Origin of the sequence: Pseudomonas sp. YQ_6, from assembly GCF_043103245.1 — a bacterium.
GTDB classification, from domain to species: Bacteria; Pseudomonadota; Gammaproteobacteria; order Pseudomonadales; family Pseudomonadaceae; genus Aquipseudomonas; species Aquipseudomonas alloputida.
On sequence record NZ_JBICJR010000035.1, the window covers coordinates 37,474 to 53,892 of the forward strand.

A 16,419-nucleotide genomic window follows, 5' to 3' on the forward strand; every position below is an offset into this window, starting at 1 on the left:
ATGCCTTTAGGCTTTCGTCGCCTGTGAGATCGAGCGCCGAAAACCTAACGGCATACCCCTTACGAACAAACCCGATCAGCCCTTGGCCTGGCGAGCCTTCTTCAACTTGAAGGCCACCCACAGCACAGCGATCCATACCGGGATCAGCATTACCGAGATGCGAATCGGCGGCGTCAGGTACATCACCACCAGGATCAGCACGATGAACGCCAGGCACAGGTAGTTGGTCAGTGGGTGACCCAGGCTTTTGTAGAAGGGGGTGATCCCGGCGGCCAGCTTGGCCTTGCGGAATTTCAGGTGGGTAATGCTGATGCTCGCCCAGTTGATCACCAACGCGGACACTGCCAACGCCATCAGCAAGCCAAAGGCCCCACCCGGCATCAGGTAGTTGATCAGCACGCACAGGCCGGTCGCAAAGGCCGACACGCCCAGCGCGGTCAGCGGCACGCCGCTACGGCTTACCTTCAGCAACTGACGCGGCGCATCGCCCTGGCTGGCGAGGCCGAACAGCATACGGCTATTGGCGTACACACAGCTGTTGTACACCGAGAGCGCAGCCGTCAGCACCACGATATTGAGGATGGTCGCCACCAGGTCGCTGTCCAGTTCGTGGAAGATCATCACGAATGGGCTGCCGCCTTGCACCACCTTCTGCCAAGGGTACAGCGACAACAGCACTGCCAAGGCACCGATGTAGAAAATCAGAATACGGTACACCACCTGGTTGGTGGCCTTGGGGATGCTCTGGCGCGGGTTGTCAGCCTCGGCAGCCGTGATGCCGACCAACTCCAGGCCACCGAACGAGAACATGATCACCGCCAGGGCCATTACCAGACCCGTGACGCCGTTAGGGAAGAAGCCGCCGTACTGCCACAGGTTGGCCACGCTGGCATCCGGGCCACCATGACCGCTGCCCAGCAACCAGGCACCAAAGCCGATCATGCTGACGATGGCTACTACCTTGACCAGGGCGAACCAGAACTCCATCTCGCCATAGACCTTTACCTGGGTCAGGTTGATCAGGTTGATCACCACGAAGAAGATCGCTGCCGTGGCCCAGGTGGGGAAGTCCGGCCACCAGTACTGCACGTAGATACCGACCGCCGTCAGCTCGGCCATGCCGACCAGCACGTACACCACCCAGTAATTCCAGCCTGAAACAAAACCGGCGAACTCGCTCCAGTATTGGTGGGCGAAGTGGCTGAAGCTGCCGGCGACCGGCTCTTCCACCACCATTTCGCCCAGCTGGCGCATGATCAGGAAGGCCATCAGGCCGGCGATGGCGTAGCCCAGCAACACGGAGGGGCCGGCCAACTGGATGGTCTGGGCAATGCCCAGGAACAACCCGGTACCGATGGCCCCGCCCAGCGCGATCAGCTGGATATGGCGATTCTTCAGCCCGCGCTGTAACCGCTCGGGCGTGCTCTGGTCTTGCATGAAGTGTCCTTTAGCTCAGTGAGGCAGTGTTGTTGCTGTTATTTGCAGTCAAGGATCTAGATCCATCCGCCCCACTGCAAGATGAAAATACCAATGTTGGTGGTGATCGCCGCCATTAGCGTGGTAATCACGATGATCGACGCGGCCAGTTCATGATTGCCGTTGGCCGCCCGCGCCATCACGTAGCTGGCCGCAGCGGTCGGGCTGCCTATGTACAGGAACAGGATGCCCAGCTCCGCCCCGCGAAACCCACACAACCAGGCCCCAAGGGTGCCGAGCAGCGGCAGCCAGAGCATTTTCACGAGGCTGGCATCGATGGCCAGCCGGCCACAGTTACGCAGCGCTGCCAGCGACAGCGTGCCACCGATACAGATCAGCGCCAGCGGCAGGGTCATCTGTGCCAGGTAGTCGCCCGAGGTCAGTAGCCAGTTGGGCAACGGCACTTGGCCGTAAGCCATCGGCGCGGCCACCAGCACGCTGATGATCAGCGGGTTGCTGAAAATGCTCTTGCAGATGCTCCACGGGTCGGACTTGAGGTCCGGGCTGTACACCGCCAGTACCACCGCTGACAGCGAGTTGTACATGAGGATGACCAGGCCTGCGAGTACCGCCCCCAGGGAAATGCCGTAGTCACCGTACAGGCTGGCGGCCAGGGCCAGGCCGATCACACCGTTGTTGCCGCGGAAGGCGCCCTGGGTATAGATGCCCCGGTCGGCCATCGGGCTACGCCAGATGGCCATGCCCCAGGCAATGGCGAAACCGGCCAGGGTGGCGACGATGAAATACAGGATGACACCGGGCTTGACCGCTGCGGCCAGGTCGGCGTGATAGATACCGAGGAAGAGCAGCGCCGGCATGCAGACGTTGAACACCAGCTGCGAGGCGACGCGGTTGAAGTTATCGTCGATCAAGTGAATGCGTTTGAGCAGGACGCCCATGAACAGCATGGCGAAAACCGGTGCCGTGATGTTCAGGGTCTGGATAAGAAGGGCGAGCATGCGCAAGCGATCCTGGAGGGGTTGCCGTCAGGCGGCCAATGATACGTCAACGGCTGGGATTTGCGGGGATCAAGCGCGATAAAAGGAAATGTCTTTCAGGTTTTCTGCTGCCAGTACCGGCCGCTTTGCACGTAACCCCGCCCTCCCACAGGTACCACGCCGCGACTCATCGGTTCACACAAACCTGTCAGCCATTCATGAAAAGCCCGCAGCAACCCACGCCTTGTTCAGCCGCTTCTCCCGCGCCGACGCCGCCAGCGCCATCACCCCTTGGTCACGCTGCCAGATTTGCGCCCACTGCACCGGCCCTGTCGCCAACGCCGCATCGATCTCCGCCCGCAACGACTGGAACTGCGCAAACAACCCGCCCAGCAACAAGTGACAACCCATGCTATCGGCACACTGCCGGCTACCCTCGGCACAGCCGGCCAACAGCCCAAGCAACTGCAGGCGCAGCCCCTGCGGCCAGGCGCACTCCTGCCCCACGCCATACAACCAGGCGGTCAGCGCCGCGAGCACATACAAATCCTCCAGCGAACGGAACGGCTTCACGTAGGCATCCCAGCCGTCACCGGCCAGCAACTCGCACGATGCCTGCTCCAGCAGCAGTCGGCCGTGCCCGACGTCCGGCATCAGCGGCAGGGTCGGCAATGGCTCCAGTGTCACCCCCGGCTCCCCGGGGTAGACCACCGCCAGGCTCAGTTGCGGCGCCGCGCCAGCCGCTTCGCTACGCGCCGCCACCAGCAACCACTCCGCCTCCAGGCCTGCGGTAACGAAGTCTTTGCAGCCCGACAGCCGCAGAGCGTCCAGCCGCGTGTGCATGTCTGCAGGCCGCACGCTGCGCCGCTCGGTGGCACACAAGGCGCCAAGGCTGTGCGGCGCACTGGGCCACAGCACGCGAAGGGCGGCCTGGTAACCCATCAGGAAGGCCAGGCCCGGGGTGGCCATTGCACGCCCACCCAGTACCGCCAGTTCGAAGGGGGTAACCGGGCCGAGGCGCTCAAGCAGCGCGGCGTAGGTTTCGCCCAGGGAGCCTGTCGGCGCGAGGCGAAGCGGATCGTTGAGTCGTTGCAACCAGGCCATGGAACAGCTCCTTGCTGGAGGGCTTTCAGTTAAGGCTCAGGGTGTGTCACGCAAGCATCACCAAACATTCACAGGGGTGACACCGGGTCTACCTAGGCTGACTTTGCACAACAAAGCCGACCGGCCGCAACCTTTCTTGGCTGGCTTATGGAGACTCGTAATGACTCGGATCGCTACCGCTGGCGACTACAGCACCGAACGCCGTCTGCAAGCCGAACGCCTGGTTGGCGCCGCGGCGCTGCAAGAAGCCCAGGCTCTGCGCTACACCGTATTCAGCGCAGAATTCAAGGCCAAGCTCAAAGGTGCCGAGCAGGGCCTGGACATGGACGACTACGACGTGCACTGCCGCCATATTGGTGTACGCGACTTGAGCACCGGCGAACTGGTTGCCACCACCCGCCTGCTCGATCACCAGGCTGCCAGCAGCCTGGGCCGTTTCTACAGCGAAGAAGAATTCAGCCTGCACGGCCTGTTGCAGTTGCAAGGCCCGATCCTCGAACTGGGCCGTACCTGCGTCGCCCCCGACTACCGCAACGGCGGTACCATCGCCGTGCTCTGGGGCGAACTGGCCGAGGTGCTCAACGAGGGCCGCTACAGCTATCTGATGGGCTGCGCCAGTATCCCCATGCAGGACGGCGGCGTGCAGGCCCATGCAGTGATGCAGCGCCTGCGTGAACGTTACCTGTGCACCGAACACCTGCGTGCCGAGCCGAAGAACCCACTGCCGAAACTGGCCCTGCCCAACAACGTCATTGCCGAAATGCCACCGCTGCTCAAGGCCTATATGCGCCTGGGCGCGAAGATTTGCGGCGAGCCATGCTGGGACGAAGACTTCCAGGTGGCAGACGTGTTCATCCTGCTCAAACGCGACGAGCTGTGCCCACGCTACGCCCGCCACTTCAAGGCGGCGGTCTGATGCCGAATTTGCGGGTACTGGCCCGCCTCATCCGACTGCTGCTGGTGCTGGCGCAGGGCATGCTGATGGCCAGCATTATCGCCTTGGGCGAGCGCTTGGGCTTCAAGGCGCCGATCGAACGGCGCCAGCGCTGGACCTGCCTGTTCATGAAGCGCCTGGTCGCCGCCCTGCCCTTCGACGTCAAGGTAGTTGGCGAACTTCCACAGCGGCCGATGCTGTGGGTCAGCAACCATGTTTCCTGGACCGACATCCCCCTGCTTGGCATGCTCACGCCGCTGTCTTTCCTGTCCAAGGCCGAAGTGCGCCACTGGCCGGTGGCCGGCTGGCTGGCGGAAAAGGCCGGCACGCTGTTCATTCGCCGCGGTGGTGGCGACAGCCAGCGCCTGCGCGAACAGATCGCCGGGCAACTGGGGCTGGCCCGCCCGCTGCTGATCTTCCCCGAAGGCACCACTACCAGCGGCCGTACGTTGCGCACCTTTCATGGGCGCCTGCTGGCAGGTGCCATCGACCGTGGCGTGGCAGTGCAGCCAGTCGCTATCCAGTACCTGCGTGATGGCCAGATCGACCCGGTAGCACCGTTCATTGGTGAAGACGATCTGGTGTCGCACCTGATGCGCCTGTTTGCCCAGCCGCGGGGCGAGGTGTGCATCCACCTGCTGCAGCCAATAGGTAGCGTGGGCAAGGAACGTGCGGTGCTGGCGTTGCAGGCGCAACAGGCGATTCACCTGGCGCTGTTCGGGGTTGAAGACGTGGAGATGGCGCCACGTCGGCAGGCGCGGGCTGCCTGAATGCTTGCACTGCCTGTTCTGGCCCTTTCGCGGGTGAACCCGCTCCTACACCGAGCGCATTACCCGTAGGAGCGGGTTCACCCGCGAGGAGGCCAGTATCACTCACACACCTCTAACTGTCAGACATCCGCCCTACCGCTGCAAACGCCTGCAGTTGCGGGTAGAACTCGCGAAAATCCGCCAGCAGCGGCTCATACAGCCGCTCCAGTTCCACCATCACCCCGGCCATCCCCTCAGGCCGCGACAAACGCCGGGCAATGCCGTTGAACACCTGTTCCAGCGTGTCGAAGTCGCCATACGCCCCTAGCCAGTCATCCGCTGCCATGAACGGCGCAATCCGCGCCAGCCGCCCAGGCAGCTCGGGCTCTGCCAGCAATACCCGATAGAACGCGCCAGTGAACTGCTCCAGCGGCTGATCGGCGTAGTTGCCCCAGTGCCGTGCAAGGCAATGGTCAAAAAACACATCCAGGACGATGCCGGCAAAACGCCGCCGCTCGCGCGGAAAACGTGCCAGAGCCGCCAGCACCACTGGGTGCCGGTCAGTGTAACTGTCGATTTGCCGGTGCAGCCGGATGGCCGCCTCCAGCGCAGGCGGAAAGCGCCCTTCCAAAGAGCCTTTGACAAAGTCGCCATACAGGCTGCCAAGCAGTTGTTGCGGCGCCGGGCCGCCCAGGTGCAAGTGTGCGAGGTAGTTCATGAGCGCAGTCTAGCATCGCCACCGAGCATATCGTTATAACGCGATATATCGATTCGTGCTCAGCTCAGAACGCCTTCGTATTTGTATATCGGAATTCAGCGAATTATATTTCGCCCTATCGCGATATACCGCTACAACGAGCCTCAAACCATGCCACTCGATCTCGACGAAATCATAAAAGCACTGGCCCACCCGGTCAGGCGAGAAATTCTCAGCTGGCTGAAAGACCCGGCAACCCAGTTTCCGGACCAGTACCACAGCACCGAAAACGGTGTGTGTGCGGGGCAAATCGACCAACGCTGCGGCCTGTCGCAGTCGACCGTCTCTGCCCACCTGGCCACGTTGCAGCGCGCCGGGCTTATCAGCAGCCAGAAGATCGGCCAATGGCACTTCTTCAAACGCGACGAAGCCACCATCCAGGCGTTCCTCGAACAACTGCGCCAAGCACTTTGACAAGACAGGTAACGACTATGACCACGCTTTTCGATCCGATCAAACTGGGCGACCTGCAATTGCCCAACCGTATCATCATGGCCCCGCTCACCCGCTGCCGCGCCGATGAAGGTCGCGTGCCCAATGCGCTGATGGCCGAATACTACGTACAACGTGCCAGCGCCGGGCTGATCCTCAGCGAGGCGACTTCGGTCAGTCCCATGGGCGTCGGCTACCCAGATACCCCCGGCATCTGGAACGATGAACAGGTACGTGGCTGGAACAACGTGACAAAGGCCGTGCATGCTGCGGGCGGTCGCATTTTCCTGCAGCTGTGGCACGTGGGTCGTATCTCCCACCCCAGCTATCTGAATGGCGAACTGCCTGTGGCCCCCAGCGCGATCCAGCCCAAGGGCCATGTGAGCTTGGTGCGCCCACTGAGTGACTACCCTACCCCGCGGGCGCTGGAAACCGAAGAAATCAACGACATCGTCGAGTCCTACCGCAGTGGCGCCGAAAATGCCAAGGCTGCAGGTTTCGATGGTGTTGAGATCCATGGCGCCAACGGTTACCTGCTCGACCAGTTCCTGCAGAGCAGCACCAACCAGCGCACCGACCGTTACGGTGGCTCGCTGGAAAACCGCGCGCGCCTGTTGCTGGAGGTGACCGATGCGGCCATTGAAGTGTGGGGCGCGCAGCGCGTAGGTGTGCACCTGGCACCGCGTGCCGACGCCCACGACATGGGCGACGCCGACCGCGCCGAGACCTTCACCTATGTGGCCCGAGAGCTGGGCAAGCGCGGCATCGCCTTCATCTGCTCACGGGAGCGGGAAGCCGACGACAGCATCGGGCCGCTGATCAAAGAGGCATTCGGTGGCCCGTACATCGTCAACGAGCGGTTCGACAAGGCCAGTGCCAATGCGGCCCTGGCCAGTGGCAAAGCGGATGCCGTGGCGTTTGGTGTGCCGTTCATCGCCAACCCCGACCTGCCGGCACGGCTGGCAGCGGATGCGCCGTTGAACGAGGCACATCCCGAAACCTTCTATGGCAAGGGGCCGGTGGGTTACATCGATTATCCGCGGTTGTGATCGAGGGCCATTCGCGGGCATGCCCGCTCCCACCGGTATAGCGACAGGCTTGAAAGCTGTGCTCGATCCTGTGGAAGCGGGCGTGCCCGCGAACAAGGCTCAGCTGATGTTACGGACGGGCGTTGATCTGTTGCTGCAGGTTCTGAATCTGGCTCTGCAGCGTATTCAGGTTACGCGTCATCTGTGCACGGAAGGCATCGAACTCCTGCACCGAAGCACCACTGGATGACACCGCAGCCGGGCGGTTGTCGACCTGGCTCTTCAACACCAGCATGTCCTGCTGCAGGCTCTGAATGTCAGCGCTCGGGTTGCCCTGTTTCTTCAAGGCTGCCACCTCGCTACCCAAACTCTTGAGCTGGCCGTCCAACTGGCCGCCATCCACCTGTGAGGCTTTCAGCGCGGCAACCTGCTCGCTCAGGCTCTTCAACTGGGCATCCAGCTTGCCACCATCGACCTGGCCCGAACGCAGCGCCGCCAACTCGCCATTCACCAGCTTCAGTTGCGCCTGCAACTGGCTTTGCAGCTCGGTCACAGCCTTCTGCTGTTCTCGGGTATCGGCCAGCACCTGCTCCAGACGTTTGCCCAGGTCGCCGGTCTGCCCGGCAACACCCTGCTGCAACTGGCGCAGCTGTAGCTTCAATGCCTCACTGCTGGTAGTGGCGCCAGACTCACTGGCCGCCACCTTGCCACTGATCGCCTGAAGGCGGCCAGCCGCCTCTTCACTGATGCGGGCAAAGCTTTCCTGGGTCGCCACCAGTTGCTGCTCCATCAGCGAGATCTGCTGAAAGCTCCACCAACCCAGGCCCGCCAACGCGATGAACGCGGCACCGATCAGCGCCCACAACGGCGCCGTGCTAGCCCCGCGGGCGGCTTTCTGGCGGCTGCGCATCACATGCGCCGGCATCAGTTCGTCATCATCAACGGTGCCCGCCCGCAAGGCAGGCACATCATCAAAGTCATCGTGAGCATGGTTACGCATGGATACATTCAACCGCGGTAGTCACAAAGAGGCACGAGTATAAACCGCCAGCGCGGCGCATTGATGACCATTGTCAGCCGGGCGGCAAATGCTTCCACCAGCCGCAGAATTCATCCACCGCCGTCCACAGGCTGACCTTGGGCTGGTAGTCCAGGTACTGCCGGGCACGGCTGATATCCAGGGTGAAATCCCGGCTCATCACCTGCATTCCCAGGCGCGACAATGTCGGTTGCGGGCGCCCTGGCCATAACATGCAGGCCGCCTCGTTCAGCGCGGCCAGGCTGTAGGCAAGGCCATAGGAACGGTAGCGGGTCACCTGGGGAAGCTGCATCTTGCGCATCACGTAGTTGACCACGTCCCACAGCGGCAGTGGCTGGCCGTTACTTATGTTGTAAGCCTGGCCCAGCGCCCGGTCATCAGCGAACAATGCACTCAGCAGCGCCTCGTTGAGGTTGTGCACACTGGTGAAATCGACCTTGTTCAGGCCGTTGCCGATGATCGCCACACGCCCTTTGCGCTGCATCTGCATCAGCCGCGGGAAGATACTGGCATCGCCCGCGCCGGTGACGAAGCGCGGGCGCAGCGCCAGCACTTCCAGGCCGAACTCCTGGGCGCCGAACACTTTCTGCTCGGCCAGGTACTTGGTTTGCCCATAGTGATCGTGGAAGCGACGCGGTACCTGGTCTTCACGGACGTCCAGACGCGAACGGCCATTGAAGTAGATCGACGGAGAAGACAGGTGCACCAGGCGCCGTACGTGCTCTTTCAGGCAGCCCTCGACCACGTTCTCGGTCACCACCACGTTGCCTTGGTAGAAATCCTGATAGCGCCCCCAGTTACCCACTGCGCCAGCGCAGTGCACCACGGCTTCGACACCCTGGCACAAACGCCGGGCCAGCTCGGCGTCACCCAGGTCGCCCGGGATGAACTGTGCGCCACGCTTGACCAGATGCTCGACCCCTTCGGCACGGCGGCCGCTGACGCGAACGTCCAGGCCTTGCTCCAGGGCGAAACGCGCAAAGCGCCCGCCAATGAAGCCACTCGCGCCGGTGACCAGAATTCGCATGTAACACTCCGTCTTGCCAGATTTCAGATGCAACTGACGTCAGCCATGGCTACAAGGGCACCAGCCAATGCTGTGCGGTGTGCCGCAGGTGGTCGGTCAGTTGCGCGAGCAATTGCCCGCCATTGCGCCAATGATGCCAGTACAGCGGCACATCGATAGGGGTATCGCGGCAGATTTCCACCAATTGCCCACTGCCCAGTTGCTCCCGGGCCTGCAGTTCGGGCACCAGGCCCCACCCCAACCCGGCCTCGGTCATGCGCAGGAAGCCTTCGGATGAAGGGCACAGGTGGTGCAGGAAACCACCCTCAATGCCCAGCGATGCCAGGTAGCGATGCTGCAGGAAATCGTCCGGGCCGTAAACGATCGCTGGAGTACGGGCCAAACGGCTGGCGACAAAACCTTGGGGGAAGTGCCGCGCCATGAACACGGGACTGGCCAATGCCCGGTAGCGCATGGCCCCCAGTGGCAAACTGCGTGCGCCGGCGACCGGCCGCTCACTCCCACACAGGCAGGCCGCCACTTCGCCGGCACGCATGCGTTTCAGGCCCACTTCCTGGTCCTCAACCACCAGGTCGGTCAGCACGTTCTGTTGTGCGCAGAAGTTGCCCACCGCGCCGGCCCACCAGGTGGCCAGGCTATCGGCGTTGAGAGCGATGCGCAGGCGCTCCGGCAAGCCCTCTTCGTCCAGCGCCGGTACCTGGCGCTGCAGGTCGCGTTCAAGCAGGCGCACCTGCTGCACATGGTTGAGTAGCTGGCGGCCGACTTCGGTCGTGCCGGGCGGCGAGGCACGTACCAGCACCGGCTGGCCGACCCGCGCCTCAAGCAACTTGATACGCTGGGAAATCGCCGATTGCGACAAGCCCAGCACCTGCGCCGCACGCTCGAAACCGCCTTGTTCGATCACTGCCGCGAGGGCAGCCAGCAGTTTGTAGTCGAACATCGATTTTCCTAATGGGTGATCAGCTTTATTTGTTTTTCTTATACAGCGCCGAACATCACAATGGCCAGCATCTTTCGTGACCCTTTTTGGAGAGCCCTGCCATGTGGCAAAGCTATCTCAATGGCATGCTGGTGGCCTTCGGCCTGATCATGGCCATTGGCGCCCAGAACGCCTTCGTCCTCGCCCAGAGCCTGCGCCGTGAGCATCACCTGCCGGTGGCAGCGCTGTGCATCGTCTGTGACGCCATCCTCGTGGCCGCCGGGGTGTTCGGCCTGGCCACCGTGCTGGCACACAACCCGACCTTGCTGGCGATTGCCCGCTGGGGCGGCGCAGTGTTCCTGATCTGGTACGGCGCCAAGGCGCTGCGCAGCGCCTGCTCCAAGCAGAGCCTGCAGCACCAGCAAGGCCAAGGCGTTCGCTCACGTCGCGCCGTACTGCTCAGCGCCTTGGCGGTGACCCTGCTGAACCCGCACGTGTACCTCGACACGGTGTTGCTGATCGGCTCGCTGGGCGCCCAACAGTCCGCCCCTGGCGCCTACGTGGCCGGTGCGGCCAGCGCTTCGCTGCTGTGGTTCTCGACCCTGGCCATTGGCGCGGCGTGGCTGGCACCGTGGCTGGCGCGGCCGGCGACCTGGCGCATGCTCGACCTGATGGTGGCGGTGATGATGTTCGCGGTGGCGGCGCAATTGATCTTCAACTGACCCCGGGGCGCGGCATATTCATCAACGGCAAGATCGAGCGGCACGCGGTCTTGCAGGCAACACCCGCGCAACGCCGAGCCGCCGGTCGGCACAGCCCAACCCCTGCGGAACCTCTATTCCCTATGTTTGTTGCGTGGTTATGCGCCGGGCCCGGTGCTATGATCCAGCCCTTGCGTCGCAAAGAGTACAGACTCGCCGACGCTTATCGGGCCGCCCGTGATCGGCCTTGCGCAAACCGCAAACAGACCTGAATCAGGAGATCCACCATGGCTTTTGAATTGCCGCCGCTGCCGTACGCCCATGATGCTCTGCAGCCGCACATCTCCAAGGAAACCCTGGAGTATCACCACGACAAGCACCACAACACCTATGTCGTGAACCTGAACAACCTGGTCCCAGGCACCGAATTCGAAGGCAAGACCCTGGAAGAGATCGTCAAGAGCTCTTCGGGCGGCATCTTCAACAACGCCGCTCAAGTCTGGAACCACACCTTCTACTGGAACTGCCTGTCGCCAAACGGCGGCGGCCAGCCTACCGGTGCACTGGCTGAAGCCATCAACGCCGCTTTCGGTTCCTTCGACAAGTTCAAGGAAGAGTTCACCAAGACTTCGGTTGGCACCTTCGGTTCCGGCTGGGGCTGGCTGGTGAAGAAAGCTGACGGTTCCCTGGCCCTGGCCAGCACCATCGGCGCCGGCTGCCCACTGACCAGCGGCGACACCCCGCTGCTGACCTGCGACGTCTGGGAACACGCCTACTACATCGACTACCGCAACCTGCGTCCGAAGTATGTCGAAGCGTTCTGGAACCTGGTCAACTGGGCCTTCGTTGCCGAGCAGTTCGAAGGCAAGACCTTCAAGGCCTGAGTCATTCGGCCTTGAACGAGAAACCCGGCCATGTGCCGGGTTTTTTTGTGCCTGTGTTGCCCGCAAAAAGGCTGGCACGGTTTTGCTTGCTCAGCCCGCATAGCGCGCTAACATCAAACCTCTGGAAGATTGATACAGCGCATTCAAGTTGCGGGGTCAGGCAACCGATACACTGCTCATGATCGGCCGGTAGTGTATCGTCATCGTTGATGGCAAAATGATGCCATGCGCATGGATTAAGGAAACCCCATTGAAGCTGGAATTGCGGAACAGCTTGTCGGTCAAGTTGCTCAGGGTCGTGCTGCTGTCGGCGTTGGCGGTTGGCGTCGTGCTCAGCTGTGCGCAAATCATCTATGACACCTACAAGACCCGCCAGGCCGTGGACAACGATGCCCAGCGCATCCTCGACATGTTCCGCGATCCCTCGACCCAGGCGGTTTACAGCCTCGACCGTGAAATGGGCATGCAGGTCATGGAAGGCCTGTTCCAGGACGAATCAGTGCGCATGGCCTCCATTGGCCACCCCAACGAAACCATGCTGGCAGAAAAGTCCCGCCCGCTGCAGGACATGTCCATGCGCTGGCTCACCGACCTCATCCTCGGCCAGGAGCGCACCTACACCACGCAACTGGTCGGCCGTGGCCCTTACAGCGAATACTACGGCGACCTCAGCATTACCCTCGATACCTCCTCCTACGGCAAAGATTTCCTGATCAACGCGGTGATCATCTTCATATCCGGCGTGCTGCGGGCCATGGCCATGGGCCTGGTGCTCTACCTGGTCTACCACTGGCTGCTGACAAAACCGCTGTCGAAGATCATCGAGCACCTCACCCAGATCAACCCTGACCGCCCCAGCCAGCACCAGATACCGCTGCTCAAGGGCCACGAGAAAAACGAACTGGGCCTGTGGGTGAACACCGCCAACCAGTTGCTGGCCTCGATCGAGCGCAACACCCATCTGCGTCACGAGGCGGAAAACAGCCTGCAGCGCATGGCCCAGTACGACTTCCTCACCGGCCTGCCCAACCGCCAGCAACTGCAGCAGCAACTGGACAAGATCCTCGTCGACGGCGGCCGCCTGCAGCACCGTGTGGCAGTGCTGTGCGTTGGCCTGGACGACTTCAAGGGTATCAACGAACAATTCAGCTACCAGGTCGGTGACCAGTTGCTGCTGGCCCTGGCCGATCGACTACGCGCCCACAGCGGCCGCCTGGGCGCTCTGGCGCGGCTGGGCGGCGACCAGTTCGCCCTGGTACAGGCCAATATCGAACAGCCCTACGAGGCTGCCGAACTGGCGCAAAGCATCCTTGATGACCTGGAAGTACCGTTCGACCTCGACCACGAGCAAATCCGCCTGCGTGCGACCATCGGCATCACCCTGTTCCCCGAAGACGGTGACAGCACCGAAAAACTGCTGCAGAAAGCCGAACAGACCATGACCCTGGCCAAGGCCCGCTCGCGAAACCGCTACCAGTTCTATATCGCCAGCGTCGACAGCGAGATGCGTCGCCGTCGCGAACTGGAAAAGGACCTGCGTGAAGCCCTGCCTCGCAACCAGCTGTACCTGGTGTATCAGCCACAGATCAGCTACCGCGACCACCGAGTGGTTGGCGTAGAGGCCCTGCTGCGCTGGCAGCACCCGGAACTGGGCATGGTGCCACCCGACCAGTTCATCCCCTTGGCCGAGCAGAATGGCAGCATCATCAGCATCGGCGAATGGGTGCTTGACCAGGCCTGCCGGCAACTGCGCGAATGGCACGACCAAGGCTTCAGCGACCTGCGCATGGCGGTCAACCTGTCTACCGTGCAACTGCACCACAGCGAGTTGCCACGGGTGGTCAACAACCTGCTGCAAGCCTATCGCCTACCACCGCGCAGCCTGGAACTGGAAGTCACCGAAACCGGCCTGATGGAAGACATCAGCACCGCCGCCCAGCACCTGTTGAGCCTGCGCCGCTCCGGGGCGCTGATTGCCATCGACGACTTCGGCACCGGCTACTCGTCACTCAGCTATCTGAAGTCGCTGCCACTGGACAAGATCAAGATCGACAAGAGTTTCGTGCAGGACCTGCTCGACGACGATGACGACGCCACCATCGTTCGCGCCATCATCCAGCTGGGCAAGAGCCTGGGGATGCAGGTGATCGCCGAGGGCGTGGAAACGGCCGAGCAGGAAACCTACATCGTGGCCCAGGGTTGCCACGAGGGCCAGGGCTACCACTACAGCAAGCCCCTTTCGGCCCGTGAACTGACCCATTTCCTCAAACAAGCGCAACGCAACCGGGTTTCGGTGTCCTGAGGCACCTGCCCGGTTACAGGCCGAGCCCCTGATTTTCATGAATTGCGCGCCCGCCCCTTTACAGCAAATGCAAATCTTTCGCATGATGTTGTAGTTTTGCGTGCCACGGCGCACGGTCCACCCCTTTGGTCCAACCACACGATGCAGGAAAACCAATAATGATTCGAATGCCTCTGGCCTCCGCCAGTCTGCTGGCCATTGCCATCGCCCTCGCCGGTTGCGGTGAAGGCAAGGACGAAAAAGCCGCCGCGCCGCAAGCACAGGCACCTGCTGCCGCCACCACCGCTGTTGCGTCAGGGGCTGTCGACGAAGCAGCCGGCAAAGCCGTGGTCAAGCATTACACCGACATGGTCTACGCCGTGTACAGCGACTCGCTGAGCACTGCCAAGACGCTGCAGACCGCAGTCGACGCGTTCCTGGCCAAGCCCAACGACGAAACCCTGAAAGCCGCCAAGGAAGCCTGGTTCGCCGCGCGCGTACCGTACCTGCAGAGCGAAACCTTCCGCTTTGGCAACACCATCATCGACGACTGGGAAGGCCAGGTGAACGCCTGGCCCTTGGACGAAGGCCTGATCGACTACGTCGACAAGAGCTACGAGCACGCCTTGGGCAACCCGGGGGCCAGCGCCAACATCATCGCCAACACCGAGATCCAGGTGGGCGAAGAGAAGGTCGACGTCAAGGACATTACCCCCGAAAAACTGGCTAGCCTGAACGAGCTGGCTGGCTCCGAGGCCAACGTCGCCACGGGCTATCACGCCATCGAATTCCTGCTCTGGGGCCAGGACCTGAACGGCACCGGCCCTGGCGCTGGCAACCGCCCGGCATCCGACTACCTGGAAGGCCAGGGCGCTACCGGCGGCCACAATGACCGCCGCCGCGCCTACCTGAAAGCGGTTACCGACCTGCTGGTCACCGACCTCGAAGAGATGGTCGGCAACTGGGCACCGAACGTCGCCGACAACTACCGCGCCAAGCTGGAAGCCGAGCCTGTCAACGACGGCCTGCGCAAGATGCTGTTCGGCATGGGCAGCCTGTCGCTGGGCGAACTGGCTGGCGAGCGCATGAAAGTTTCGCTGGAAGCCAACTCGCCGGAAGACGAGCAAGACTGCTTCAGCGACAACACCCACTACTCGCACTTCTACGACGCCAAGGGCATCCGCAACGTCTACCTGGGCGAGTACACCCGCCCGGACGGCACCAAGTTGACCGGCCCTAGCCTGTCGTCGCTGGTCGCCAAGGTTGACCCGGCCGCCGATGCAACCCTCAAGGCCGATCTGGAAGCCACCGAGGCCAAGCTTCAGGTGATCGTCGACCATGCCCTCAAAGGCGAGCACTACGACCAACTGATCGCCGCCGACAACGCTGCCGGCAACCAGGTTGTACGGGACGCCATCGCCGCCCTGGTCAAGCAGACCGGGTCGATCGAGCAGGCCGCGGGCAAGCTGGGCATTGCCAACCTGAACCCGGACACTGCGGATCACGAGTTCTGATCCTGCTGTAGCGCTTCATCGCGAACGCCCGGCCTTGTGCCGGGCGTTTTCGTTTGCTGCCGGGTAAAACGCTTCCCGCTGCCTGGCGTGCGCGCAGATGCTCATCCTGTAGGCCTTCGATCAAACCTAACAGGAGGCACAGTGCTGCAGATTCTTGATGTCTGGGGCGAAGGCCGAATCGTCCAGCGCATGAATGGGGAAGACCTCATCACCGGATTCAACGATGCGTACAACCTGAACAAGGCTGGCCAGCTCATCTCCAACGGGCCGTTCGCTGGCGGGCACATTCCCAACCTCATCGTCGTATGGGAATACGATGCTCCGGATTTTCCCCTCGACGACCATGCAGTCCCTCACGTGACGCTGATGGGCGCTCCGATCACCCGGCATGTGGCCGAGGAAATGTGCCGGGTAGTTGCCCGCCACGGCAAGATCTACCTGTACGACCCCAACGAAACTGACCGCCGTATGTTCGAGGCAGTCGCCATCGACCAAGGGATGCAGCTGCTCGGACGCTTTCATCCAGCCGAGCTCGACCCTCCGTTCAACGAAATCACCTTGCTCGCGGCCTATGTCTATCGCGCCCCGACCAGCCCGTTACCACGCCCGAAAACTGAACATTGAAAGGAAACACTA

At 62.2% G+C, this 16,419-nt stretch carries 16 protein-coding genes; 9 read left to right on the top strand and 7 right to left on the bottom strand.

Annotated features, from left to right (window positions below; genetic code table 11):
* Positions 1-75: 75 nt before the first annotated feature.
* From ACF8FG_RS11395 to ACF8FG_RS11405, 3 genes are all read right to left on the bottom strand, one after another.
* Positions 76-1,437: an amino acid permease gene (locus ACF8FG_RS11395; RefSeq protein WP_014589809.1), complete on the bottom strand. Its 1,362-nt coding sequence runs from the start codon at positions 1,435-1,437 to the stop codon at positions 76-78.
* Between the two features lie 56 nt (positions 1,438-1,493).
* Positions 1,494-2,435: an AEC family transporter gene (locus ACF8FG_RS11400; protein WP_014589808.1), complete on the bottom strand. Its 942-nt coding sequence runs from the start codon at positions 2,433-2,435 to the stop codon at positions 1,494-1,496.
* A 195-nt stretch (positions 2,436-2,630) separates the two neighbouring features.
* Complete coding sequence (locus ACF8FG_RS11405; RefSeq protein WP_014589807.1) at positions 2,631-3,518, bottom strand: hypothetical protein; 888 nt, start codon at positions 3,516-3,518, stop codon at positions 2,631-2,633.
* Between the two features lie 160 nt (positions 3,519-3,678).
* Between ACF8FG_RS11405 and olsB the strand changes: the two genes are divergently transcribed.
* Positions 3,679-4,434: an L-ornithine N(alpha)-acyltransferase gene (olsB, locus tag ACF8FG_RS11410; protein WP_003255175.1), complete on the top strand. Its 756-nt coding sequence runs from the start codon at positions 3,679-3,681 to the stop codon at positions 4,432-4,434.
* Positions 4,434-5,222 (top strand): lysophospholipid acyltransferase family protein, encoded by a 789-nt coding sequence (locus ACF8FG_RS11415; RefSeq protein ID WP_019436963.1) that lies wholly within the window; start codon positions 4,434-4,436, stop codon positions 5,220-5,222. Before olsB ends, ACF8FG_RS11415 begins: the two co-directional genes overlap by 1 nt.
* Before the next feature lie 112 nt (positions 5,223-5,334).
* On the opposite strand, the gene ACF8FG_RS11420 is transcribed toward ACF8FG_RS11415, so the two are convergent.
* On the bottom strand, positions 5,335-5,919 hold the full coding sequence (locus ACF8FG_RS11420; RefSeq protein WP_019439051.1) for an ACP phosphodiesterase: 585 nt from the start codon (positions 5,917-5,919) through the stop codon (positions 5,335-5,337).
* A 150-nt stretch (positions 5,920-6,069) separates the two neighbouring features.
* On the opposite strand from ACF8FG_RS11420, the gene ACF8FG_RS11425 reads away from it, so the two are divergent.
* Together ACF8FG_RS11425 and ACF8FG_RS11430 are read left to right on the top strand one after the other, a co-directional pair.
* Positions 6,070-6,372: a helix-turn-helix transcriptional regulator gene (locus ACF8FG_RS11425; protein WP_003255178.1), complete on the top strand. Its 303-nt coding sequence runs from the start codon at positions 6,070-6,072 to the stop codon at positions 6,370-6,372.
* A gap of 17 nt (positions 6,373-6,389) precedes the next feature.
* Positions 6,390-7,439, top strand: coding sequence for an alkene reductase (locus ACF8FG_RS11430; RefSeq protein ID WP_135198689.1), 1,050 nt, complete (start codon positions 6,390-6,392; stop codon positions 7,437-7,439).
* A 109-nt stretch (positions 7,440-7,548) separates the two neighbouring features.
* Here the strand turns inward: ACF8FG_RS11430 and ACF8FG_RS11435 are convergent, their stop codons facing one another.
* From ACF8FG_RS11435 to ACF8FG_RS11445, 3 genes are all read right to left on the bottom strand, one after another.
* Positions 7,549-8,418: a hypothetical protein gene (locus ACF8FG_RS11435; protein WP_014589803.1), complete on the bottom strand. Its 870-nt coding sequence runs from the start codon at positions 8,416-8,418 to the stop codon at positions 7,549-7,551.
* 73 nt (positions 8,419-8,491) lie between these two features.
* Complete coding sequence (locus ACF8FG_RS11440) at positions 8,492-9,484, bottom strand: NAD-dependent epimerase/dehydratase family protein (RefSeq protein WP_392518791.1); 993 nt, start codon at positions 9,482-9,484, stop codon at positions 8,492-8,494.
* 49 nt (positions 9,485-9,533) lie between these two features.
* Positions 9,534-10,424: a LysR family transcriptional regulator ArgP gene (locus ACF8FG_RS11445; protein ID WP_014589801.1), complete on the bottom strand. Its 891-nt coding sequence runs from the start codon at positions 10,422-10,424 to the stop codon at positions 9,534-9,536.
* Positions 10,425-10,525: 101 nt separating this feature from the next.
* Here ACF8FG_RS11445 and ACF8FG_RS11450 point away from each other — a divergent pair, with 101 nt between their 5' ends.
* The 5 genes from ACF8FG_RS11450 to ACF8FG_RS11470 all read left to right on the top strand — a co-directional run bounded on the left by ACF8FG_RS11450 (position 10,526) and on the right by ACF8FG_RS11470 (position 16,407).
* Positions 10,526-11,125, top strand: coding sequence for a LysE/ArgO family amino acid transporter (locus ACF8FG_RS11450; protein ID WP_003255185.1), 600 nt, complete (start codon positions 10,526-10,528; stop codon positions 11,123-11,125).
* A gap of 266 nt (positions 11,126-11,391) precedes the next feature.
* A complete protein-coding gene (locus ACF8FG_RS11455; protein WP_012312902.1) occupies positions 11,392-11,988 on the top strand; it encodes a superoxide dismutase in 597 nt (198 codons plus the stop codon).
* A 250-nt stretch (positions 11,989-12,238) separates the two neighbouring features.
* Positions 12,239-14,290, top strand: a complete 2,052-nt coding sequence (locus ACF8FG_RS11460; RefSeq protein WP_014589800.1) for a bifunctional diguanylate cyclase/phosphodiesterase — start codon at positions 12,239-12,241, stop codon at positions 14,288-14,290.
* Between the two features lie 158 nt (positions 14,291-14,448).
* Positions 14,449-15,783, top strand: a complete 1,335-nt coding sequence (locus ACF8FG_RS11465; protein ID WP_014589799.1) for an imelysin family protein — start codon at positions 14,449-14,451, stop codon at positions 15,781-15,783.
* Positions 15,784-15,924: 141 nt separating this feature from the next.
* Positions 15,925-16,407: a hypothetical protein gene (locus ACF8FG_RS11470; RefSeq protein WP_014589798.1), complete on the top strand. Its 483-nt coding sequence runs from the start codon at positions 15,925-15,927 to the stop codon at positions 16,405-16,407.
* Positions 16,408-16,419: the final 12 nt, after the last annotated feature.

Excerpts from the sequence above, each read along its gene's own strand:
- ACF8FG_RS11395 (WP_014589809.1), bottom strand. The coding sequence starts at position 1,437 with ATGCAAGACCAGAGCACGCCCGAGCGGTTACAGCGCGGGCTGAAGAAT.
- ACF8FG_RS11400 (WP_014589808.1), bottom strand. The coding sequence starts at position 2,435 with ATGCTCGCCCTTCTTATCCAGACCCTGAACATCACGGCACCGGTTTTC.
- ACF8FG_RS11405 (WP_014589807.1), bottom strand. The coding sequence starts at position 3,518 with ATGGCCTGGTTGCAACGACTCAACGATCCGCTTCGCCTCGCGCCGACA.
- olsB (WP_003255175.1), top strand. The coding sequence starts at position 3,679 with ATGACTCGGATCGCTACCGCTGGCGACTACAGCACCGAACGCCGTCTG.
- ACF8FG_RS11415 (WP_019436963.1), top strand. The coding sequence starts at position 4,434 with ATGCCGAATTTGCGGGTACTGGCCCGCCTCATCCGACTGCTGCTGGTG.
- ACF8FG_RS11420 (WP_019439051.1), bottom strand. The coding sequence starts at position 5,919 with ATGAACTACCTCGCACACTTGCACCTGGGCGGCCCGGCGCCGCAACAA.
- ACF8FG_RS11425 (WP_003255178.1), top strand. The coding sequence starts at position 6,070 with ATGCCACTCGATCTCGACGAAATCATAAAAGCACTGGCCCACCCGGTC.
- ACF8FG_RS11430 (WP_135198689.1), top strand. The coding sequence starts at position 6,390 with ATGACCACGCTTTTCGATCCGATCAAACTGGGCGACCTGCAATTGCCC.
- ACF8FG_RS11435 (WP_014589803.1), bottom strand. The coding sequence starts at position 8,418 with ATGCGTAACCATGCTCACGATGACTTTGATGATGTGCCTGCCTTGCGG.
- ACF8FG_RS11440 (WP_392518791.1), bottom strand. The coding sequence starts at position 9,484 with ATGCGAATTCTGGTCACCGGCGCGAGTGGCTTCATTGGCGGGCGCTTT.
- ACF8FG_RS11445 (WP_014589801.1), bottom strand. The coding sequence starts at position 10,424 with ATGTTCGACTACAAACTGCTGGCTGCCCTCGCGGCAGTGATCGAACAA.
- ACF8FG_RS11450 (WP_003255185.1), top strand. The coding sequence starts at position 10,526 with ATGTGGCAAAGCTATCTCAATGGCATGCTGGTGGCCTTCGGCCTGATC.
- ACF8FG_RS11455 (WP_012312902.1), top strand. The coding sequence starts at position 11,392 with ATGGCTTTTGAATTGCCGCCGCTGCCGTACGCCCATGATGCTCTGCAG.
- ACF8FG_RS11465 (WP_014589799.1), top strand. The coding sequence starts at position 14,449 with ATGATTCGAATGCCTCTGGCCTCCGCCAGTCTGCTGGCCATTGCCATC.